Source organism: Chryseobacterium viscerum (assembly GCF_002899945.2).
Taxonomy (GTDB): Bacteria; Bacteroidota; Bacteroidia; order Flavobacteriales; family Weeksellaceae; genus Chryseobacterium; species Chryseobacterium viscerum.
Window position 1 is genome coordinate 166,563 of the sequence record NZ_PPEG02000003.1, and the last position, 22,854, is coordinate 189,416.

Genomic DNA, 22,854 nt, shown 5'->3' on the forward strand with positions numbered 1-22,854 from the left:
ATGTACAACAAAGGATTATATAGCGATTGGGTACCAAAACCCGTACAGCTGCTGCTGATTGTATTACTGCTTGCTGTGGTAATGCCTATTGGTGGGGTGTATACAGGGAATATCAGTTCTCTGGCAAGTGGTACCGGTGCCATGACAGAATATTTTATGTGGGCCAACTATGCCACTACCATTGGGATGGGAGCCTGTATGCCTGTGGTCATCAGAATCAAAATGAGGTTCAAAGTAAGGGACAAGCTGGTTCTCCTTCTGGTACTTTTAGGACTGCTCAGCTATGTGAACGGGACCACTTTACAGCCAGCGGTCTTCATAGCTACCTCCTTATTGATTGGTTTTATGAAGATGATGGTCACCATAGAATTGTTTCTTCCCCTGATGGTCATGATTGGAAACCGCGGGATATTTTATGGAGCTTTCTATACTTTCGTTCTGGTGATGAATCAGGTGGCTACCTATTATGCCGCAGAATTTGCCCTTCTTTACAACTGGCAGCAGTTTTACCTGTTTACAGCCGTTTTATGCTTTATACTGGCATTGATACACTGGATTTTTATGCATGATAAATATTTTGCGTTAAAGGTTCCGCTGCATTATATTGATTGGTTAAGTATTTTGCTTTTCATTTCCACTTTTATGTTTTCGGCGTATGTATATTCGTTTGGAAGACAGCAGGATTGGTTCAATTCAAAGAATATCATCTATGCTAGCATTACTGCTTTTGTGAGCTTCGCACTGCTTTCTATCCGTCAGTTGACATTAAAACGACCGTACCTTTCATTCAAAATTTTCACAAAAAACAATGTACAGCACGGTTTGTTTATGCTTTTTTGGCTTGGAATGTTCCTGGGAACCGCTTCTATTCAGAATACTTTTGCAGTGGGGGTTCTGGGTTATGATCAATTGACGAATACAAGACTGAGCTTACTGATGATTCCCGGAATTATTCTGGCTGGAGTCATCGCCATTTTCTGGTTCAAAAAAGAAAAACCTTTGAAAATGTATATTTTTTCCGGTTTTGCAGCAATGATCGGATACGCCATTATTATGTATTTTTCTATGGTATTGGAGTTCAGTTATGACAACTGGTACCTGCCTATGTTTTTAAAAGGCTACGGCATGTGTTCACTGTTTATCTCTGTATGGTTTTATACTCTGGATAAGCTTGAAATGGATGAAATGCTTGCGGCGATCGGACTTGTATTGGTCTGGAGAACTTTCCTTGCCGTTGGAATTTTTTCAACACTGTACTCATGGTTTCAATATCGTTTCCAGATTACAGCAATAGGTGATCTGGCTGTTTATATGGACGGAATGACCGTTACGCCTCAGAATGTAGCGGCTAATATGAAAGCCATTCAGCTTAATGCCATTATCATAGCGAGCAAAAAGATATTCGGATATATTATTTTAGTCGGATTTGGAGTGCTGATTTATGTTGCCACGCATCACTTTGGAGCAAAACGCTTTCAGTATTTCAGATTTGTAAGAGTTCTGGGCGGTAAATCCGTCATTGCAAGAAGAAGACTGCGCGAACGGAAACAATTATTAGAAGAGATAAAAGATGCTGCAGGTCCTGCAGTATAAAGATACCTTGTTTTTCACTAGTAGAATCCTGGTCTTTCGTGGGCCGGGATTTTACGCTTTTTAATGGGGGAAGCTGGATGCTGGAAGAGGGAAGTAATGAAAGACGGTTTATAGCTATTTGTTTTATTTCAAGCCTTTACTTCAAAAGAAGTTATTATAACTTGTATTGATTACAGATCATCAATAACTTCCAGCTCCCTTCTTCAAACTTCCATCTAAAAAAGGGAAAATCTCATATCTTGTTATTTTTATTCTTTCTAAATAAGGATTAACTTTGTGAGATTATAAAACTTTGAGTAGAAAGAATGAAAAAGCAGTATGCATTCATAGGTCTGTTGGCTTCGGGATTACTATTTTCCCAGACCGCTAAAGATTCTATTGCCTCTAAAGGTATTGACGATGTGGTGATCGTAGCTTCCAGAAAGCCCACAAAAATCTCTGAAATTCCGGGAACAGTCTGGGTAGTACAGAAAGAAAAAATTCAGGAACAGGCTAAAAGCGGGGTTCCTATCAAAGAAATGTTGTCGATTCTGATTCCTTCTATGGATATTGGTCCCCAGGGAAGAACCAATTACGGACAGAATATGAGAGGACGCTCTGCGTTGGTGATGATCGACGGAGTTTCTCTAAACAGTATCCGTTCTATCAGCCGTCAATTGGATGCTATTGATCCTTTTAATATCGAAAGAATCGAAGTCCTTTCCGGAGCAAGTTCAATTTATGGAGGAAATGCTACCGGTGGTATTATCAATATTATAACCAAAATACCTTCCAAAAAAGGGATTAGTGGAGAAACAGAATTGGGGGTGCGTACAGGATTTATGGGCAAAGATGATCATGATTTCCGTGCCGCTCAATCCATAGCTGCCAAAGGAGATAAGTTCTTCGGAAGACTGGGAGTTGCTTACCAGCAGAACGGTGGAGTGTATGGAGCAGACCAGAAACAGCTTTTTACAGATATTACACAAACTGACCTTCAGTACAACCAGTCGATTGACATTTTGGCTACAGGAGGATATCAGTTTAACAATAAGCATAAAATAACAGCTTCCCTTCAGTATTACAACTCTAAGTTTAACGGAGACAGAAGTTTATTCTTGGGTGAAAATCTAAGTGCATTCACGACAAAAAATGCTTCATTGCTACAAATGAGAGATGGTTTTTCTTCCGATAAAAATGTAGGAACAGAACGTTATATGGCTACGGTAGCCTATACCGGAAACGGAATTTTGGGCGGCCAGGATCTGTATGTGCAGTTGGCTACCCGTGGTGAAAAGTTAGGATTTTATCCATTCCCGGGTAATGTTACTCTGCAGACAGGGAAAATACCTTATATGTCCTCTTCTCAGCAGGATACATATTATTCAGGGGTTAAGGCTTTATTGTCAAAATCATGGAGAGGACTGAATGTTACTTATGGAGCAGATTTTGATTTTGAAAAATTTGAGGGAGCACAATCTGTCTATGATATTGCGAAGACAATGTCCAGCGGAGGTTTAGTCAATGAAACAAAATACAGTCTGGGAAGATATCCTACTAACCACTCACAGAGCTACGCAGGATATGTTCAGGCAAAATATAATATTCTTCCAAAACTTCAATTGAATGCAGGGATCCGTTATCAGCATATCAATGTGAAAATGGATGATTTTGTCGGTTCAGAACAGCAGACACAAGTTGCCATGGGCTATGGAAGTTCAGCATCGGCAATTCCCGGAGGTGAAAGTTCTTATAATGTGACCCTGGCGAATGCGGGGCTATTATATAAATTCAATGAACAGCATCAGGTTTGGGGAACCTTTTCCCAGGGAGCAAGTTTAGCAGATCCTGCTAAGTTTTATGGGATTGGTCAGTATAAACTGGTGGGAACAAACTGGGATGTAGTCTCCAGTATCAATGTAAAAGAACAACCCCTGCAAGCCATCAAAACCAATCAGTTTGAAGTAGGATACCGTGTCAACAGAGGAGGTTTAAGAGCTCAGATTGCCGGGTTCCTGAGTAATTCTGATAAAACGGTTGCCGTGGATAAGAAGACCTTCCAAATTCTTGTGAATGATTTGAAATTAAGAAATATGGGAATCGAAGCTGAGGTTTCCTATGCTTTAAACAATGGGGTATATTTCGGAGCAAGCGGACTTTTGATCAAATCTGAGGTAGATAATAAGGGAGAATGGCAGAAACAGGAGATTTATAATGCTTCGCCGTCAAAATTGGTGACCTATATCGGGTATAACATCAAAAACTGGTCATTCAGATTCCAGTCATTACAGAACTTCAAGCAGAAAGACGAACTTAATAATGTGGTGGAAGGCTACAATACTTCAGACTTTATGATGGGATATAAATTCAGTTGGGGGAAATTCAATCTGGGAATCCAGAACCTGTTCAATACGGATTATCAAACTATTTGGAGCAAGCGTTCCCAGGTTTTATATTCTACGTATGGACTTCCGGATCTGTTCAATTATAAAGGAAGAGGAAGAACATTCAATCTTTCTTACACTTTTGAATTTTAAAAATAAGATGAAGGTAAAAGTGCCTTGATCTGAAAACATATTGTATTTCAAATCCGGTTTCTCAGATCGATCGGAAACCGGATTTTAACTTTAAAAAAATCAATTATGGCTAAAATTTCAACAGGGCAGATCGTTGCCGAAGTAACCAGAAAAGAATATATTACTGACCACTTTATCAGAGTGTATTTATATTCACCTGAAGTTCAGGTATTCAAAAATACCGTGGTGGGTGACAATAATAAAATTGCAGTCCCTCCGGCTGGTTTGAACGAAATTCATTTTCCGACGCTGGATGAAAATCATCAGTGGGTGTATCCGCCTAAAGAGGTCGCTCCAGCCATCAGAACTTATACACACCGGGGAATTGATCTGGAAAAAAATGAATTAATTATCGATTTTGTAGACCATGGGGACGGAGGTCCTGCCTCTAAATGGGTGAGAGAGGCTGAAGCAGGTTCAAAACTGGGGGTGATGATGCGTTTGGAAGGTAAAGAATTGTATCCAACAGCAGATTGGTATCTGTTAGTAGGAGACGCTACAGCCATTCCGGTGATCAGTGCTATTTTGGAAACGCTTCCTGAGACGGCAAAAGGAACCTGTATTATTGAAGTTCATGGAAAAGAAGACGAGCAACTGCTTGAAACCAAAGCTCAAATTGATTTTAAATGGCTGCACAATGCCCACCCTCAGATCAGCAGTGAAATTGCCAATGTTGTAAAAAGTATTGATATTCCTGAGATTACCAAATTTGGCTATGTCGCCTGTGAATTTTCAAACGTAAAAGAAATCCGAACCTATCTGAGAAAAGAGAAAAGCTGGACTTCGCAAGAGCTTTACGCTTATTCTTACTGGAAAGCAGGTGTAGCGGAGAATGAATCGCAGGCAGACAGACATAGTGAGAAGGATTCGATGGAGTAGGTGGCAGGTAGCAGATAAAGGGTGGCAGGTAGCAGGTAGTAGGAGTAGGTAGTAGGGAAAATACTCAGTCTAATATTAATGGAGAGATGAGATTTTAGATTCAAGAACCAGGATAATGACAATCTAATAAGACCAGCAGCAAAAAGAAACTAGATAATAGTAACTCGCAACAACAATCCCGTAACTCGTAACCCGTAATCCGAAACATTAACCTGAAAACTTTGAACTTTGTACCCCTAAGCCGTATCTTTGCAGCTATGAAAGATTTAATGGGCAGAGCGATCTGGGATTATTACCACAATGAAAATCCGGAAAATCTGCAGACTGAAACATCAATTTCTGAGCTGGATGAACTTCCGGTGGATTATTTATTCAGAGATTTTGAAGAAATGAATGATATTGAGCAGAAAGCACTGCAGTTATCCGAAGGAAAAGTTCTGGATATTGGTGCCGGTGCAGGTTCTCATTCTTTATATCTTCAAAATGAAAGAAATCTTGATGTGACTGCATTGGATATTTCACCAAAATCCGTTGAGGTTTGTCAGCTGAGAGGAATTAAAAAAGCAGTTTGTGAAAATATGCTTGATTTTTCCGGGGAGACTTTCGACACCCTTTTATTGCTGATGAACGGTACCGGTGTTTTTGAAAGCCTTGCTAAAATTGATACCTATCTTCAGAAATTACATACTTTATTAAATGATAAAGGACAGGTTCTGATTGACAGTACAGATATTCTTTATATGTTTGACCGTGATAAAGACGGAGGAGTCTATATTCCTGCCGGAGGATATTATGGAGAACTGGAGTATGTGGTGCATTACAAAGGAGAATCTGAGGAACCCATCACCTGGCTGTACCTTGACTTCAATACCTTGAAGAATGCAGCTGAAAACAATGGTTTCAAAATAAAAAAAGTTTTGAAGGATGAAGATTCTTATTTAGCAAAACTGACTAAGAAATAATGTACAGCAAGTGATTGCGAGCTCAAGCGAAGCAATCTCATGAATTTATATATTGTCATTCTGTAAACCGGGATGACTTTTTTTGTGCTTCTACTATCTAGCCCCGATAATAACGGTTACCCCGCAGCATGCGGTTGGGATTCTTCGGCGCTTATGCTCCGGGTTGGGAGTCAGGTGCGAGGAGTAAAAGTGGATAGCGGGAAAAAGCTCCTTACCATTGTCTGAATAGATGGATGGTTCTTGCCAACGGATAGTAAGAAAACCATTCCTGAAAATAAAAATACATCAGAACAGCGCTTGCAATACATAAAATCACGGGAAGAATATAGGACTTCTGGCGGTAAGGCAACTTTTTTGGAGTAGCTACAACCCAAATAACCAATAATCCAAGTGCTCCTACGGCTATAATGCCTATTTCCGGGCTCAACCGTGAGACTGAATTGGGATCAAAATGGGACAACAGAACATATTTTTGCACCGTGAAAAAAAGAAATCCATAGATCAGTGCCAAGATGGCTGCAGGATACTTTTTTAATTGTATTAAATTCAGAAAAAGTAGAATTGCTCCGGGAATGGTGCCGAAGAAAACACTGACTACAAGAATCGCAATTCTTGAATGGAGTTTGACGGCATTGGGATCTTCTGTAACATGATCTTTCCAGACTTCCACCTCCTCTGTAAGTTTTGCCTGCTCTTTTTCCTTTTTATTTTGAATCAATTGCTGAACAGCTGTTTTTTCCTGCTCACTGAAAACACGGCCTCTTTCTTCCAGAATTTCAAATGTCATCTGAACAGCATCCGGTACGAAACGATTTCCTTCCTGTAAATATGCCTCCAATTCTTTGTTGGAGAGTTTTCTTAAAACACTTCTATTGACTTTCATCAGACTGCAAATATATACATAATGGTACAGAAATATATTTGATCAAATAAAAAAGACCGTCATTAAGACGGTCTTTTTTATTTACAGTATTTTTTTATTAATGAATAAAACATGCTGTTTTCTGAAATTGATCTGAATGGCATTTTCTTATTATCAATTTGATGTTCCTGATCTCTGTAGTTGATTTGAACGATCTGGTCAGACATTGTTTTATCAGAGCATTTGAATTCTATAAAATATTCATTAGATTCCATTAGTGGGTCCTGTTTTTCTGTATAATCAACTTTGACCCAAGAATAAAACCCATCGTTAGTTTTTTTATCAAATGAATAACTCCATTTAACACCATTTTTATCAGTGTTGATCGGAAGGTATTCCCGTTTTTGAGCACTTAATATAGATGTACCCAAAACAAATAATGAAAACACTATTTTTTTCATAGACAATGATAATATTTATCCAATCTCAATACCGTTCTCAACATTGTTGTCGTCCGGTGTTACGAAAGATAATTTTCCGTCTGGTTTTGTCGTTAATAATAACATTCCTTGAGATTCAATTCCTCTGATTTTTCTTGGAGCAAGGTTCAGAAGGATCATTACCTGCTTCCCGATTAATTCCTCAGGAGTGAAACTTTCTGCAATACCAGAAACAACAGTTCTTACATCTACTCCTGTATCTACAGTAAGTTTTAATAATTTATCTGCTTTTTCTACTTTTTCAGCTTCTATAATAGTTGCTGTTCTAAGGTCTATTTTAGTAAAGTCATCAAATGTGATCTCTTCTTTCATAGGGTTTGCGTTAGGGTTTGTTTTTTTATTGTTTTGTTTTGTATCTTCCAGCTTTTGGATCTGAGTATCAATTACGCTGTCCTCAATTTTAGAATAAATAAGAGGCGCCTTTTCAACTATTTTATGTCCTGCTTCAATTAAAACTTTTGAGTTTTCAACAGTAGTCCAATCTGATTGACTAACATTGAATATATCGTAGATTTTTTGAGCTGTAAAAGGAAGGAATGGCTCTGCTAAATTTCCTAATGCAACTGCAATTTGAGCTCCGATAAATAATGTGTTCTTTGTTTTTTCTAGATCATTTTCAAAAGTTTTCCATGGCTCTTCGTTTTGAAGATAACCATTTCCAAATCTTGCTAAATTCATGAAAGCTGTTAAGGCATTTCTAAATTCATAGTTGTCTAAATAATTTCTTATTTCAGTTGCGCTTTTACCAATCTGTTCAAGTTCAGGGGCATTAATATCTCCTTCAGGAACTTTGCCCTCAAAGAATTTATTAATTAAAACAGCGACACGATTGATGAAGTTACCAAAAATATTTACCAACTCAGAATTATTCTTAGTCTGGAAATCCTTCCATGTAAAGTTGTTGTCTTTAGTTTCCGGAGCTGAGGAAAGAAGAGCATATCTTAAAACATCCTGCTGTCCAGGAAAATCTTCTACATATTCATGAGCCCATACTGCCCAGTTTCTTGAAGTCGAGATCTTATCGTTCTCCAGGTTCAGGAATTCAAAAGCAGGAACATTTTTAGGCATAATATAATCTCCGTGAGCCTTCATCATTGCCGGGAAAATAATACAGTGGAATACAATATTATCTTTTCCGATAAAATGTACCAGGTCACTGTTTTCACTCTGCCAGTAATCTTTCCAGTCTTTTCCGTTTTTCTCTGCCCATTCTTTAGTGAAAGAGATATAACCGATAGGCGCATCGAACCATACGTACAATACTTTCCCATCTGCATTTGGAAGTGGAACCGGAACTCCCCAGTTCAGATCTCTGGTCATGGCACGAGGCTTAAGGCCGTCATTCAGCCAAGATTTAACCTGTCCGTATACGTTGGGTTTCCAGTCATCTTTATGGCCTTCAATGATCCACTCATTTAAAAAATCTTCATATTCATTTAAAGGCAGATACCAGTTTTTTGTTTCTTTAAGGATAGGAACATTTCCGCTAAGCATTGATTTCGGATTGATCAGCTCTGAAGGAGATAGGGTAGAACCACATTTCTCACACTGGTCACCGTAAGCATTTTCGTTACCACAATTAGGACACGTTCCTACAATATAACGGTCAGCAAGGAATTCTCCTGCCTGCTCATCAAAATACTGCTCAGAAACTTCTTCTGTGAATTTTCCTTTTTCGTATAAAACCTTGAAGAAATCCTGACTGGTTTCGTAATGGTTTTTAGACGTCGTTCTTGAATATTCATCAAATGAAATTCCCAGATCAGCAAAAGATTTTTTTATGATCCCGTGATATTTGTCAACGATATCCTGAGGAGTAACTCCTTCTTTTTTAGCTCTTATCGTAATAGGAATTCCGTGCTCATCCGAACCACAGATAAACGCTACATCTTTTCCTAATCTTCTCTGAAATCTTGCGTAAACATCCGCAGGAATATAAACACCTGCCAAATGTCCTATATGAACCGGCCCGTTTGCATAAGGCAAAGCTGCCGTAATCATCTTTCTGTTTGACATTTATAGTAAAGTTTTGACTGCAAAGATAAGGATTATCTGCTGAATACCGCTATTGACGGTGTTATTATGATCAATTATGCAATTTCTAAAGGTTCGATGTGAAATAAAGTTAAACAAATGTTTAACATATTGTTAATTTAAAACAAATGTTATGCATTGCATAAGTCGCTGTAAAATATTGGATTTTAAAAAACTAACTAAAATCGGTTTCGTAATATACATAAAATTAACTAAAATTATATTAAATTTATGATAATTCTAATTTTTTTATAAATTGCGAGTCTGGCTCCAAGCCAAAAAATGACTGAAAAAACGAAACTATAAAAGAATATGATTGTGAAGAACTTTACAACAGTATTAAAAATCGCGCCCGCTTTTTTATTGGCCAGTACAGTAATGCACGCGCAGAAAAAAGATTCTCTTCCTCAGGAGAAGAAGATTGAAGAGGTGGTTTTGATCGGATATGGAAAACAGAAAAAATCTGACCTTACCGGTTCTATAACCTCTGTCACAGCAAAAGATTTCAACGGAGGAGCTACTTCCGCCGGACAGCTGATCCAGGGTAAAACACCAGGGGTTCAGATTACCAACAACAGTGGGGCACCGGGTTCCGGAACAAAGATCAGAATCAGGGGGACCTCTTCTTTAAGTGGAGAAAACTCGCCTTTAATTGTAATTGATGGAGTTCCTCAGGATTTCGTAGGTATGAATGGTGTTTCTGATCCTTTATCCTTAATTAATCCAAATGATATTGAAACATTTGATATCCTGAAAGATGCTTCTGCTACTGCCATTTATGGTAACAGAGCTTCTAATGGTGTTATCCTTATTACAACCAAGAAGGGAACAGCCGGAAAATTTAAACTAAACTTCTCAACAGTGACATCTGTTTCCACTAAAATGGGTAAGGTAGATGTATTAAATGCTCAGGAATTTAGAGATTTTGTGAATACATATGCTCCTGCAGGTTATAAAACCAAACTTGGAAATGCCAATACCGACTGGCAGGATCAAATTTACCAGGCAGCGTGGGGTACAGATAATAACGTTGCTCTTTCAGGAGGTATTAAAGGTTTGCCATATCGTTTATCATTAGGCTATAATGAGCAGAATGGTATTGTAAAATCAAATTCTTTCCGCAGAACTTCTGTGGGATTGAATTTAAATCCCAAATTCTTTGACAATCATTTATCAGTGAATGTGAATGCAAAAGGAACATTTACAGATAATAGATTTGTAGACGGTGGAGTGATCAAGGCAGCGACCTATTTTGATCCTACACAACCCGTATATTCAGGAAATTCCAATTATGGAGGGTATTATGAATGGCTGGATTCTGGATCTGCAACAGGATATAATGTGAATGCCAATTCAAATCCGCTTGGGATGATCAATGGGGTAAGGGATGTCTCTTCTGTACTCAGAGGATTGGGGAATATTCAGTTAGACTATAAATTTCACTTTCTTCCGGACCTGCATTTCAATGTAAATGCTGGTTATGACTACACAAAAAGTGACGGACACAAATTTAAGAATGCTAATTTAAGACCAGGTTTTGAAGATAAAGGAAGCTCAAATTTCTATTCGATGGAAAAGAAAAACAAGCTTTTGGAAACCTATTTTAATTATGTGAAGACAATCAGTGCGATCAATACAGGTGTAGATATTACTGCAGGGTATGCTTATCAGGATTTTAACATTTCACTTCCCGGAGCTGTAACTTATAGAGGGACGGGGATTAATTCGCAGGATTTGAATTTTGAAACTCAAAATACCTTGATCTCATTTTATGGAAGAGCTATTTTTACGATAGCTAATAAATATGTTATTTCAGGATCAGTTCGTAAAGATGGTTCTTCAAGATTCTTTAACGGAACCAGAGATAATGTATGGGGTGTTTTCCCGGGAGTTTCTTTGGCATGGAAGCTTAACGAAGAAAACTTTATCAAAAATATATCCTCAATCAGCACTTTAAAGCTGAGAGCAGGATGGGGGAAAACGGGTCAGCAGGAATTGCCAGCATTGAATGGTAATAAACCTAATAATTACCCAGCTTTTGCAGCCTACAATCCAAGTTATCAGGGAGCAGGGTATCAGTTCGGAAATGAATTCTATTTTATGTTCAGACCTGCTAACTACAACCCAAATCTTACCTGGGAGACAACAACGACCAAAAACTTAGGATTGGATTTTGGATTTAATAAAAACAGAATTACAGGTTCAATAGATGTCTTCAGAAAAGATACGAAAGACCTTCTTGTATATGCCGATGAACCTGCCGGGGGCTTAAGTAACGCAAGCTGGCAGAACGTTGGAGATATGAAAAATGAAGGGATTGAAGGAAGTATTACCGTAATTCCGGTGAAAAATCAGAACACAACCTGGGAAGTAAGTTTTAATGCTACTCACTACAAACCGGTTATCACCAAGCTTAAAGACAGAGCTGATGAGTTTTTCAATATGGAAGTCGGAGGAATTGAAGGAGGTTCAGGGAACAGAATCCAGGCTCATGCTGTAGGCTATGCTCCTAATTCATTCTGGGTATACCAGCAGGTATATGATACGAACGGAAAACCAGTTGATGGTGCTTATGTAGATAGAAATGGAGATGGAATAATCAATACAAAAGATATGTATTATTACAAATCTACGACACCTGATGCAATTTTAGGTTTCTCTACCAAAGTATCTCACAAGAACTGGGATTTTGCATTGAGCGCAAGAGCAGTATTAGGAAATTATGTATATAATAATGCCGCTTCAAATAGTTCACTGCAGTCTGCATCTACAAACGAATACCTTCAGAATGTATTCTCTACTGCCCCTCAGTACCAATTCGGAGTTCCTCAGTATAAATCTGATATTTATGTTGAGAATGCTTCATTCCTGAGATTAGATAATATTAATATCGGGTACAATTTCGGAGAAATTTTCACTAAAGGAAGTAATCTGAAAGTATATGCCATGGCACAGAATATTTTTGTGATCACTAAATACTCTGGAGTAGATCCTGAAGTTTTTGGCGGAATAGACAACGGTTACTATCAAATGCCTAAGATTTACTCTTTGGGCTTTAACTTCCAATTTTAAATAAGAATTCAATGAAACTAAATAGAATTAAACTTAAAAATATAGTATTGCCCCTTTCAGCAGTATTTTTGTTGACGGCAGCTTCTTGTGTGAAAGATCTTGAAAGAGAACCGATCACAGACGTTACTTCTGCCAGTATTTATAAGGATTTTGCCAATTATAAAAATGTTCTGGCAAAACTTTACGGAGGACTTGCCATGGGAGGCCAGGTAAGTGGAGACGGAGATCAGCCGGATAGTGATATTAATGGAATCAATGGTGGTTTTTCCCAGTATACAAGACTATTGTACAACCTGAACGTGGTGACTACTGATGAAGCAGTTATTGGATGGAACGATGGAAACCTTCATACCCTTCACAAAATGACATGGGATGCTTCCAATGAATTTATTGCGGCAATGTATTATAGAGTATATACAGAAATTGCTTTTTGTAATGAATTTTTGAGAAATGTGACGGATGAAAAATTAGCAGCCAATAATATTACCGGAGACAATCTTGCTCAGGCAAAATTAATGAGGGCAGAAGCCCGTTTCCTAAGAGCACAATCGTATTATCATGCGATAGATATGTTCGGAAATGTGCCTTTTGTAGATGAATCATATCTGCCGGGATCTATCAATCCGCCAAAAAGAATAGAAAGAAAAGCGTTATTTAATTATATCGAATCTGAATTGCTTGCTGTAGCAGGAGAATTAAAAGACCCTAAAACCAATGAGTATGGAAGAGCAGATAAAGCCGCTGCATGGTCATTGTTGGCAAAATTATATTTAAATGCAGAAGTATACACAGGAACACAGAGAAATACAGATTGTATCACCTATTGTAACAAAGTGATTGCAGCAGGTTATTCCTTAAAGCCGAAGTACGAAGATCTATTCCTTGCGGATAACAATATCAATAATCCGGAGCAGATTTTAAGTGTAAACTTTGATGGAATCAATACTCAAACCAACGGTGGAACGACTTTCCTGGTGCATGCTGCAATAGGTGGAGAAATGAAAGCGGTTGACTTTGGAGTGAACGGTGGATGGAGTGGCTTAAGAACTACAAAATCATTTGTAGGGTTATTTCCTACCAATGGAAGTGACAAAAGAGGAAGATTCTTTACTACAGGACAGAACTTGGAAATTAATGATTTAGGTTCATTTACGGATGGTTATGCTTTTATCAAATTCAAAAATGTTAAAAGCAATGGCTCTGCTGGAGCTCATACCAACTGGGTTGAGGCTGATATTCCGTTATATCGTTTAGCAGACATCTATCTGATGTATTCGGAAGCGGTGCTTAGAGGCGGTGCTGGAGGAAATCAGGCTACCGCAATTGGTTATATTAACCAGCTGAGAGAGCGTGCGTATGGAAATACAAGCGGAGACGTATCTTCTATCAATCTTAATTTTATTTTAGATGAAAGAGCTAGAGAATTGTCTTGGGAAACAACCAGAAGAAGTGATCTTGTTCGTTTCAATAAATTTACTACAGGAGATTATGTGTGGCCATGGAAAGGAAATGTGAAAGATGGTAAAGCTGTAGAAAGCTATAGAAACCTTTTCCCAATACCGGCTAAAGATATTGTAGCAAATCCGAACCTGATTCAGAATCCTGGGTATTAATTTAAAATTCTGTTGAAAATGAAAAATTTATTCAAAATATTAGCCTTAGTTTTTACAGGACTTTTAGTTATTTCCTGTGAAAAAGACGAGGATCAGGCTGTTATCAACGAAACCTCTGCAGGTAAAGTTTCTGCTGATAAAAGTGCAATTGTTCTTAATGAGCTCAATGCCAATAGTGCTGTCATCAGTTTTACATGGACAAAACCAACATTTAATATTGCAGTCGTTCCCAATCAGAAAATAGAATTTGGAATTAAGGGTGATGGTTTCAAAAAAACCTCTGCCGTTGACTTCTCCAATGATATGACTTCAGGCTCTGCTACCCATGCAGCAATGAATGCAGCTATGTTTTCTATTGGAGCTGTACCGGATGTAGTGAATGATATCGAGGTAAGATTGAAAACTTCCGTAGGATCAGCAGCTTTTTACTCCAATGTAATTGCACTCAAAGTAACTCCTTATACACCAAACCCGGATCTGGTATATCCTAAGATCAATGTGCCGGGAGCATATGCGGGAGCAGCAGGGTATGCAAACTGGACTCCGGCTAATTCTCCAAATTTGTTTTCTCCGGGAAAAAATGATGAATACAGAGGATTTATCTGGATCAATACAGTTTCTGGTGATGATGATGGAAAATATAAATTTTCTATCAATCAGGATTGGCCTGGAAATAAAGGAGACGATGGAACCAATACCGGAAAGTTAAAACTAGATGGATCAAATATAAAGGCCCCTGCAATAGGAACCTATTATATTAAGGTAAATTGGACAGCGAATACTTACTCTTCTGTGCCGGCAAACTTTGGAGTTATCGGTGATGCAACCCCTGCAGGATGGGGTTCAGATACTGACTTTGTATACAATCCTGCAACAAAGACTTTTGTGATTAATTCTATCGCATTAAGCAATACAGGTGTATTTAAATTTAGAGCCAATGATGATTGGGTTCTGAAATTCCAGCCTAAAAAAGATGATGAAACCTTGACCTCCGGAAAAGGAGTGCAAACTTATTTTAATACCGAAGGAACTGTTACAGGAGATTCCGGATATAAAGTTTCACAGGCGGGTAACTATAAAATTGAGCTGGATTTACACAATTCAGCATATTATAAGCTAACCGTTACAAAATTGTAAATCAAATTAAAATAAAGCAAAGTGCTGCTTTACCGCGGCACTTTATCTATTTTTAAGTTAATTAAATAGTCATTATGAAGAAAATTACAGTTGGAGCGCTTTTGCTCTCAATGATGTTCGCAGGTGTGAAAGCACAATCTTTAAAATCTCCGGATGGGAAGTTTGAAATGAACTTTCAGCTGAAAGAAGGAGTACCTTACTATAACCTGAAGTATAACGGAGCGGTAGTAGTTGAAGATTCTAAGTTGGGATTGAGATTATTTAAAGACACAGCCATAAAATTCGCTTCTGAAATTGCCAAACCAGAAGATGCAAAATACGACCTGAATAACGGTTTTGTAAAGGCAGATGAAAAAAGAGACTCCAAAAATGAAACCTGGCAGCCGGTTTTAGGAGAAAAGAAAAATTATATCAATCAGTACAACGAACTGGCTGTTACACTGAATCAGGCTTCTACAGACAGAAGCATTGTCGTGAAATTCAGATTGTTTAACGATGGTCTTGGATTCCGATATGAATTTCCTCAGCAAAAGAATCTGAACTATTTCGTTATCAGAGAAGAAGACTCTGAAATCGATTTCCCTACCGACATGAAAGCATGGTGGATGGTAGCAGACTACGATTCTCAGGAATACCAGTATCAGGAAACAAAAGTTTCTGAAATCCCTTCAAAATGGGATAAAGCTTACGATGCGAACGCTTCTCAGTCATTGGTGAAAAATGCAGTTCAGTCTCCGTTAATGCTTAAAAAAGAAGGAAAAGAACCCTTGTATATCAACGTTGCTGAGGCAGCAGTATTAGATTATCCGGCTTCCCATCTGGAAGTAGATGCACAGAACTATAAGTTCAAAACGCATTTGACAGCTGACAGACAGGGTGCAAAAGGATATATTCAGACGCCTTCAGTAACCCCTTGGAGAACTATTATTGTAGCTCCGAAAGCAGAACAGGTGATGGATTCTAAAATGATCTTTAACCTTAATGAGCCTACAAAATATACCGACACCTCTTACATTCACCCTACAAAATACATGGGAGTTTGGTGGGAAATGATCATCGGAAAATCACAATGGGCTTATTCTACCGCTGAAAATGTTCATTTAGGAAAAACCGATTTTGCTAAACTGACTCCGAATGGAAAACACGCTGCTAACAATACAAAAGTTAAAGAATATATTGACTTTGCTGCAGAAAACGGATTCCAGGGATTATTGATCGAAGGTTGGAACATCGGTTGGGAAGACTGGTTCGGACACTCCAAAGAATTTGTTTTTGATTTCATTACCCCTTACCCGGATTTTGATATCAAAATGCTGAATGAATATGCACACTCAAAAGGAATAAAGCTGATTATGCACCATGAAACCTCAGGTTCTGCTACGAACTATGAAAGATGGGCAGACAAAGCATTCCAAACCATGAATAAATATGGTTATGATGCTGTAAAAACAGGATATGTAGGAGATATCATTCCAAGAGGAGAACATCATTATTCTCAATGGACGATTAATCACTATTATAGAATTGCTGAAAAAGCAAACGACTATAAAATCATGGTCAATTCTCACGAATCTGTACGTCCTACAGGAGAAAGCCGTACCTATCCGAACTATATTTCTGCTGAAGCAGCCCGTGGAACAGAATATGAAGCATTCGGAGGAAATAAACCTGATCACCAGACCGTTCTTCCGTTCACAAGATGGATGGGTGGTTCTATGGATTACACGCCGGGAATTTTCCAGACGAAGCTAGACTATTATTTCCCTGGAGATAAGCGTTTTGTAAAAACTACGCTTGCAAAACAATTGGCTCTTTATGTAACGATGTATATGCCGCTTCAGATGGCTGCAGACCTTCCTGAGAACTACAAAAAACATATGGATGCGTTTCAGTTTATTAAAGACGTAGCAGCAGATTGGGATGATACGAAAATCTTATCTGCAGAACCAGGAGATTATGTGATCACGGCAAGAAAAGCAAAAGGTACTGAAAACTGGTTTGTAGGAGGTATTACCGATGAAAACAAACGTGAATATACAGTAGACTTCTCATTCTTGGATAAAGGAGTAAAATATGAGGCAACGATCTATGAAGATGGAAAAGATGCTGATTATATTGATAATCCTCAAAGCTATAATATCTATAAGAAAGAGATTACAAGTAAGTCAAAAATTAATTTTAAAATGGTAAGAAGTGGCGGTTTCGCGGTTTCTATCAAGCCAGTAAAATAGTTTGAAAATACACTAAGGTGCCCCGGTTCATTGAATTTTCGATGTTCCGGGGTATTTTTTTTGCAGAAAGATTATTGGTCTCCTGTCTGCTGGTCCAATTGTGAATATTGATATTCCGTACTTGGTTCTTGTTTCTTCAAGGAAGGAGTTTTATTTTTTTTCTTTTCTTTATATTCCTTTTGATACTGTTTTACCGTTTTTCCGGTACCATCATGTCTCCATCCCGGAGAGTAGAAAAGATATTTCAATCGGGTTTTAAAAGAAATTCCGGGCTGTCTGATATCTTTGCCTATTCTTCGCCATTCATAGAATAGGGTAGTTGCCGGATCTTTAGACTCCATCTTAGGATAGATGCCATATTTCACAGGAACCTCAGGATCCTCCTTTTCGAATGTTCCAAAAATTTTATCCCAGATGATCAGTCCCATTCCCATATTACGATCAAGATATTTGATATTACAGGCATGGTGTACCCTGTGATGGGAAGGAGTTACAAGGATATATTCCAAGAAGCCCATACTTTTGATCGATTGGGTGTGTACAAAAGTACCATAGATCTGTATTGCAGAATAAGCCACCAGAACATGCCATGGATGGAAGCCCATAAATGCTAGTGGGGAGAAAAATAAATATCTGTACAACGGTTGAAATACAGGACTTCTAAACCCCGTACTAATATTGAAATAATCAGAATTGTGATGGGTAATATGTACCGCCCAGAAAACACGCGAGTGGTGATCTACATAATGATGAACATAATAGGCAAAATCCTGAGCAAGGAAGACCGCAATCCAATACCATATTCCTTCTTGCCAGTCGAAGATACGGTGGTGATAAAAAAACATCATCACAAACAAAGAAAAACCTTTCATGATGATATCCAGCCCGTAATTGAGCAAAGCAAAAAGAACATTGGTTGCTACATCTTTGGTTTCATAAATTTTTTCTTTATTGAAGTGGCTATAGGCCATTTCTGCAAAAATAATTACAGCAAACACAGGAATAGTCCAGGTGTAAACAACATCCGGCCCCTCAGTTTTGAACATATTACTGAAATCCAACATCTTTTTTCTGTAAAACTAAAGATAAAAAGGATGAAAAGTCAAATTTTCAGGTGAATTTTTTATGAAAAATTTAACTATTTATGGGAAAAATCAAAAAACAGGTGTGGTATCTTAAAATTTTATATTTACAATGATAAAAAAGATGCATTCTAATTATCCATTAAACCTATAATATATGAAAATTTAATGCTAAATTGAACACTAATATGAAGACAATATATGCAGCATTTGCCCTTTCAATAGCTTCTGTCGCTTTTTCCCAAAAAATAGTGGAAAGAGTAGAGCCTGCCTTTTGGTGGAAAGGGATGAGAAATCCTGAACTTCAGATTCTTGTTTACGGAAAAGACATTGCCAATAATGAGATCACGCTTTCAGATGGAGTACAGATCAAAGAAATCCGGAAAGTAGAAAATCCGAATTATGCTTTTATTACCATTAATACCAACGAAATAAACGTTCCGAAGTTTACCATCAGTATCAGAAAAGGTAAAAAGAATATAGGCTCATATACCTATGAACTGAAACAAAGAAATCCGGGATCTGCCAACCGGGAATCTTTTACCTCAAAAGATATGATGTACCTTATCATGCCGGACCGTTTTGCCAATGGTAATGAGAAAAATGATTCCAGACCGGAGCTTACAGAAAAAGCAGATCGAAGCCTTCCAAACGGAAGACATGGCGGAGATCTCCAGGGGATTATCAACAATCTTGATTATATTCAGAACTTGGGAGCTACAGCTGTTTGGTTAACTCCAGTGAATGAAGATAACGAAAAAGTATACTCTTATCACGGCTATGCCCAGACCGACCTCTATAAAATTGATGCCCGCTACGGAACCAATGAAGACTATAAAGCCTTATCTCAGGAGCTCAACAAAAGAAATATGAAGCTGGTGATGGATTATGTTACTAACCACTGGGGCGGCTCACACTGGATGATCAAAGACCTTCCTTCAAAAGATTGGATACACTGGTTTGATGAAGGGGAGAAAGGATTTAAGCGTTCCAATTATAAAACGACAACGCAATTTGACACCAACGCTTCTGATATTGATAAAAAATATGCGCTGGACGGATGGTTTGATACTACAATGCCTGATATTAACCAGAAAAATCCGCTTGTCCTGAAATATTTAACCCAAAATGCAATTTGGTGGATTGAATATGCAGAATTAGGAGGATTCCGTGTAGATACTTATCCTTACAATGATAAAGAAGCCATGGCAAAATGGGCCAAAGCTATTACTGATGAATATCCGAAATTCAATATTGTAGGAGAAACCTGGCTGTATACAGCAGCACAAATTGCAGCATGGCAGAAAAATTCGAAAATAGGAGAAATAGAAGGGTACAATTCAAATTTACCATCGGTGATGGATTTTATGCTCTTTGAAAATATGCCTAAAGCTCTTAGTGAAAAAGAAGCTTGGGATAAAGGGATGATAAGAATGTATGACTCTTTTACCAGCGATTTCCTTTACCCGGATATCAATAATCTTTTGGTCTTCTTTGAAAATCATGATACCGAAAGATGGAATGAAATCTTTAATGGAAATCCTAATGCTTACAAAATAGGACTTACCCTGATCTCAACGGTACGGGGAATTCCTCAGATCTATTACGGATCAGAAATAGGAATGAGAGGAGATAAAAAGACAGGAGGTGATGCAGATATCCGCAGGGATTTTCCCGGAGGCTGGAAGTCTGATCAACAGAATGCTTTTAACCCATCTTCTCAGACTCCGGAGCAGAAAGAGTTTTTCCAGTTTACTCAGAAACTCCTGAACTGGAGAAAAGGTAAAGATTTGATTCATAATGGGAAAACTAAAAATTTCGTTCCTCAGGACGGTGTTTTTGTTTATTTCAGGTATAATGAAAAAGAAAGTGTAATGGTGGTTGTCAACAATAATGAAAAAGATCATACGTTAGACTTGAAAAGATTTGCAGAATCACTTAATGGCTTTACAAAAGGAAAAGAGGTAATTTCAGGAAAAGAAATTTCATTACAAAACAATATGAATATTCCTGCAAAAACTCCACTCATCATTGAACTTGAAAAATAATTATTACCTATGAAAAAACTAACGACTGTTTATACATTAATCCTTTTTTTACTGGGATTTTCTTTATTGAGTGCACAATCAAAAACTCCATTTGACAAAGAAAAAAAAGAGATAAGCACAATGCTTGATGCATTCAATGTAGCTGCTGCAAAAGCAGATTATAATGCTTATTTTAATTTCTTTGCTGATGAATCTACCTTTATTGGAACAGATGCTACTGAGATCTGGGACAAAAAAGAATTTATGATTTGGGCGAAACCTCATTTTGACAAAAAGAAAACCTGGAATTTTACTTCCCTTAAAAGAAATATTTACTTCAGCAAAGACGGAAAACTGGCTTGGTTCGATGAATTATTGGATACTCAAATGAAAATTTGCAGAGGTTCAGGGGTGGTAGAAAAAATCAATGGAAGCTGGAAGGTGAAGCAATATGTTCTTTCTGTGACGGTTCCGAATGAAGTGGTGGATAAAGTAGTGGTTGAAAAGACTCCTATTGAAGATGCATTAATCCAAAAACTGAAGTCATAATGGCAGAGATGGCAGGGAAATATGATAAGGGAGTATTGGGAAGAAGAAAAAAGCCCAATTTATCAATGCTTCAGATCATTAATATGAGTATGGGATTTCTCGGAATTCAGATGGCGTTTGGATTACAAAATGGAAATGCAAGCCGTATTCTTGGTAACTTAGGAGCAGATGTTCATGAATTATCTTGGTTCTGGCTCGTAGCACCCGTTACAGGATTAATTGTTCAGCCTATTATCGGACATATGGGAGATAATACATGGAGTCCGTTAGGAAGAAGAAAGCCTTACTTTTTAATTGGAGCTGTTTTATGCGCTGTTGGGCTGGTGCTACTTCCCAATGCTGCTTCTGTTACTCAGATGTTTGCCGCCAATGCTCTTTTATTAGCCGTAATATTCCTTGCGATGATGGATGCTTCAGTGAATATTGCAATGGAACCTTTCAGAGCTTTGGTTGGAGATATGCTCCCGAAACATCAGGGAACGATAGGATTTTCAGTACAGACCATTCTGATTGGAATTGGGGCGGTGCTGGGCTCTTATCTGCCGGATTGGTTAACCAAAATCGGAATTTCCAATGAAGCACCTCAAGGATTTGTTGCGGATAATGTTATTTATTCTTTTTATATCGGGGCAGGATTGCTTATCATTTCTATTCTGTATACCATAATGACCACCAGAGAATATTCTCCACAGGAATTTGCCGAATTTGAAGACGAAAAAGAAGCAGAGAAACATGAATCTAAATTTTCGGATATTTTCAAAGACTTCGCTTCAATTCCTGTACAGATGAAAAAGCTGGGAATTGTTCAGTTCTTTTCATGGTTTGCATTATTTACGATGTGGGTATTTACAACCAGTGCATTGGCAACCCATCATTTAGGACTTTCTCCGGAAGATACCCACTCAAAAGCATTTAATGATGCTGGGGATTTAACGGGAAAACTCTTTGGAATGTATAATCTCTGGGCCATTCCATTTGCATTTTTACTGACACCAATAGCTAAGCTGATTGGAAAAAAACAAACCCATGCTTTAGCCTTATTATGTGGAGGATTAGGGCTTATTTCAATGTATTTCATTAAAGAAGTTGATCATTTATGGATTTCTATGATTGGATTAGGTTTTGCCTGGGCCAGTATTCTGGCAATGCCTTATGCGATGCTCATTGATGTTATTCCACAAAGAAAAATGGGGGTTTATATGGGAATATTCAATTTCTTTATTGTCATTCCGCAGATTATCAATGGTTTGTTCGGAGGACCTATTGTAAGTGGTATCTTTGGAAAACAAGCGATGGATTATGTCGTGGTAGGTGGAGTTTGCATGCTGATAGGAGCTGTAGTAACCATGATTTTTGTTAAATCTGAAGATGAAACCCCGAAGGAAATTGAAGATGAGATCAAGCAGGTGCATTTTTAATGAGAAACTAGAAGTTAGAGGTTAGAAATTAGAAAAGTGAGGTGTTTTGAAATAACATCATAAAATTCAATAGGGACGGGCTTTAGCCCGTCTTCTCTTTATACATTCATTAATTGGCTTTAGCCAAAACTTAAAACCTATTTTATATATATTGATTTTTCTTAATGATTAAAATATAATAATCTTTCACAGATAACACAGATGTTTGCGTTTTCTTTCATAATCTGGCCAATCCGCTCAATCTGCGGGGAAAAATAATAATCAGTATAAAATTTTATCGCAGATAAAATCCTTGCGCCTTAAAAGCACGGTAAAGGAAAATACCTTGTGTCTTTGCGCA

At 37.8% G+C, this 22,854-nt stretch carries 15 protein-coding genes; 11 read left to right on the plus strand and 4 right to left on the minus strand.

Annotation, left to right across the window (positions count from 1 at the left end; translation table 11 throughout):
* The 4 genes from C1634_RS26285 (at position 1) to C1634_RS07350 (ending at position 5,989) form a co-directional block, all read left to right on the plus strand.
* Positions 1–1,593 carry an MFS transporter gene (locus tag C1634_RS26285; protein ID WP_228410021.1) on the plus strand — a complete coding sequence of 531 codons (1,593 nt, stop codon included), beginning with the start codon at positions 1–3 and terminating at the stop codon, positions 1,591–1,593.
* A gap of 305 nt (positions 1,594–1,898) precedes the next feature.
* Positions 1,899–4,109, plus strand: a complete 2,211-nt coding sequence (locus C1634_RS07340; RefSeq protein ID WP_103233829.1) for a TonB-dependent receptor — start codon at positions 1,899–1,901, stop codon at positions 4,107–4,109.
* A 105-nt stretch (positions 4,110–4,214) separates the two neighbouring features.
* A complete protein-coding gene (locus C1634_RS07345; RefSeq protein ID WP_103233828.1) occupies positions 4,215–5,027 on the plus strand; it encodes a siderophore-interacting protein in 813 nt (270 codons plus the stop codon).
* A 257-nt stretch (positions 5,028–5,284) separates the two neighbouring features.
* A complete protein-coding gene (locus tag C1634_RS07350; protein WP_103233827.1) occupies positions 5,285–5,989 on the plus strand; it encodes a class I SAM-dependent methyltransferase in 705 nt (234 codons plus the stop codon).
* A 211-nt stretch (positions 5,990–6,200) separates the two neighbouring features.
* Here C1634_RS07350 and C1634_RS07355 read toward each other — a convergent pair whose 3' ends face one another.
* The 3 genes from C1634_RS07355 to metG all read right to left on the minus strand — a co-directional run bounded on the left by C1634_RS07355 (position 6,201) and on the right by metG (position 9,367).
* Positions 6,201–6,872 (minus strand): hypothetical protein, encoded by a 672-nt coding sequence (locus C1634_RS07355; RefSeq protein WP_103233826.1) that lies wholly within the window; start codon positions 6,870–6,872, stop codon positions 6,201–6,203.
* Positions 6,873–6,949: 77 nt separating this feature from the next.
* The gene (locus tag C1634_RS07360; protein WP_103233825.1) at positions 6,950–7,312 is read right to left on the minus strand and encodes a hypothetical protein; all 363 of its coding nucleotides are present in this window, start codon (positions 7,310–7,312) and stop codon (positions 6,950–6,952) included.
* 15 nt (positions 7,313–7,327) lie between these two features.
* Complete coding sequence (metG, locus tag C1634_RS07365) at positions 7,328–9,367, minus strand: methionine--tRNA ligase (protein WP_109738147.1); 2,040 nt, start codon at positions 9,365–9,367, stop codon at positions 7,328–7,330.
* A 336-nt stretch (positions 9,368–9,703) separates the two neighbouring features.
* On the opposite strand from metG, the gene C1634_RS07370 reads away from it, so the two are divergent.
* The 4 genes from C1634_RS07370 (at position 9,704) to C1634_RS07385 (ending at position 17,438) form a co-directional block, all read left to right on the plus strand.
* Positions 9,704–12,457, plus strand: a complete 2,754-nt coding sequence (locus tag C1634_RS07370; protein WP_103235329.1) for a SusC/RagA family TonB-linked outer membrane protein — start codon at positions 9,704–9,706, stop codon at positions 12,455–12,457.
* Between the two features lie 11 nt (positions 12,458–12,468).
* Positions 12,469–14,070, plus strand: a complete 1,602-nt coding sequence (locus tag C1634_RS07375) for a RagB/SusD family nutrient uptake outer membrane protein (RefSeq protein WP_109738148.1) — start codon at positions 12,469–12,471, stop codon at positions 14,068–14,070.
* Positions 14,071–14,088: 18 nt separating this feature from the next.
* The gene (locus tag C1634_RS07380; RefSeq protein WP_103231795.1) at positions 14,089–15,207 is read left to right on the plus strand and encodes a SusE domain-containing protein; all 1,119 of its coding nucleotides are present in this window, start codon (positions 14,089–14,091) and stop codon (positions 15,205–15,207) included.
* A 74-nt stretch (positions 15,208–15,281) separates the two neighbouring features.
* The gene (locus tag C1634_RS07385) at positions 15,282–17,438 is read left to right on the plus strand and encodes a glycoside hydrolase family 97 protein (protein ID WP_103231794.1); all 2,157 of its coding nucleotides are present in this window, start codon (positions 15,282–15,284) and stop codon (positions 17,436–17,438) included.
* Between the two features lie 71 nt (positions 17,439–17,509).
* Here the strand turns inward: C1634_RS07385 and C1634_RS07390 are convergent, their stop codons facing one another.
* On the minus strand, positions 17,510–18,502 hold the full coding sequence (locus C1634_RS07390) for a sterol desaturase family protein (RefSeq protein WP_109738149.1): 993 nt from the start codon (positions 18,500–18,502) through the stop codon (positions 17,510–17,512).
* Between the two features lie 206 nt (positions 18,503–18,708).
* On the opposite strand from C1634_RS07390, the gene C1634_RS07395 reads away from it, so the two are divergent.
* From C1634_RS07395 to C1634_RS07405, 3 genes are read left to right on the plus strand one after another with little or no spacing between them, the layout of a single operon-like run.
* Positions 18,709–20,568 carry a glycoside hydrolase family 13 protein gene (locus C1634_RS07395; RefSeq protein WP_109738150.1) on the plus strand — a complete coding sequence of 620 codons (1,860 nt, stop codon included), beginning with the start codon at positions 18,709–18,711 and terminating at the stop codon, positions 20,566–20,568.
* Between the two features lie 9 nt (positions 20,569–20,577).
* Complete coding sequence (locus C1634_RS07400) at positions 20,578–21,096, plus strand: nuclear transport factor 2 family protein (protein WP_103231792.1); 519 nt, start codon at positions 20,578–20,580, stop codon at positions 21,094–21,096.
* Positions 21,096–22,514, plus strand: a complete 1,419-nt coding sequence (locus C1634_RS07405; RefSeq protein WP_103231791.1) for an MFS transporter — start codon at positions 21,096–21,098, stop codon at positions 22,512–22,514. Before C1634_RS07400 ends, C1634_RS07405 begins: the two co-directional genes overlap by 1 nt.
* The last annotated feature ends 340 nt before the right edge of the window (positions 22,515–22,854 follow it).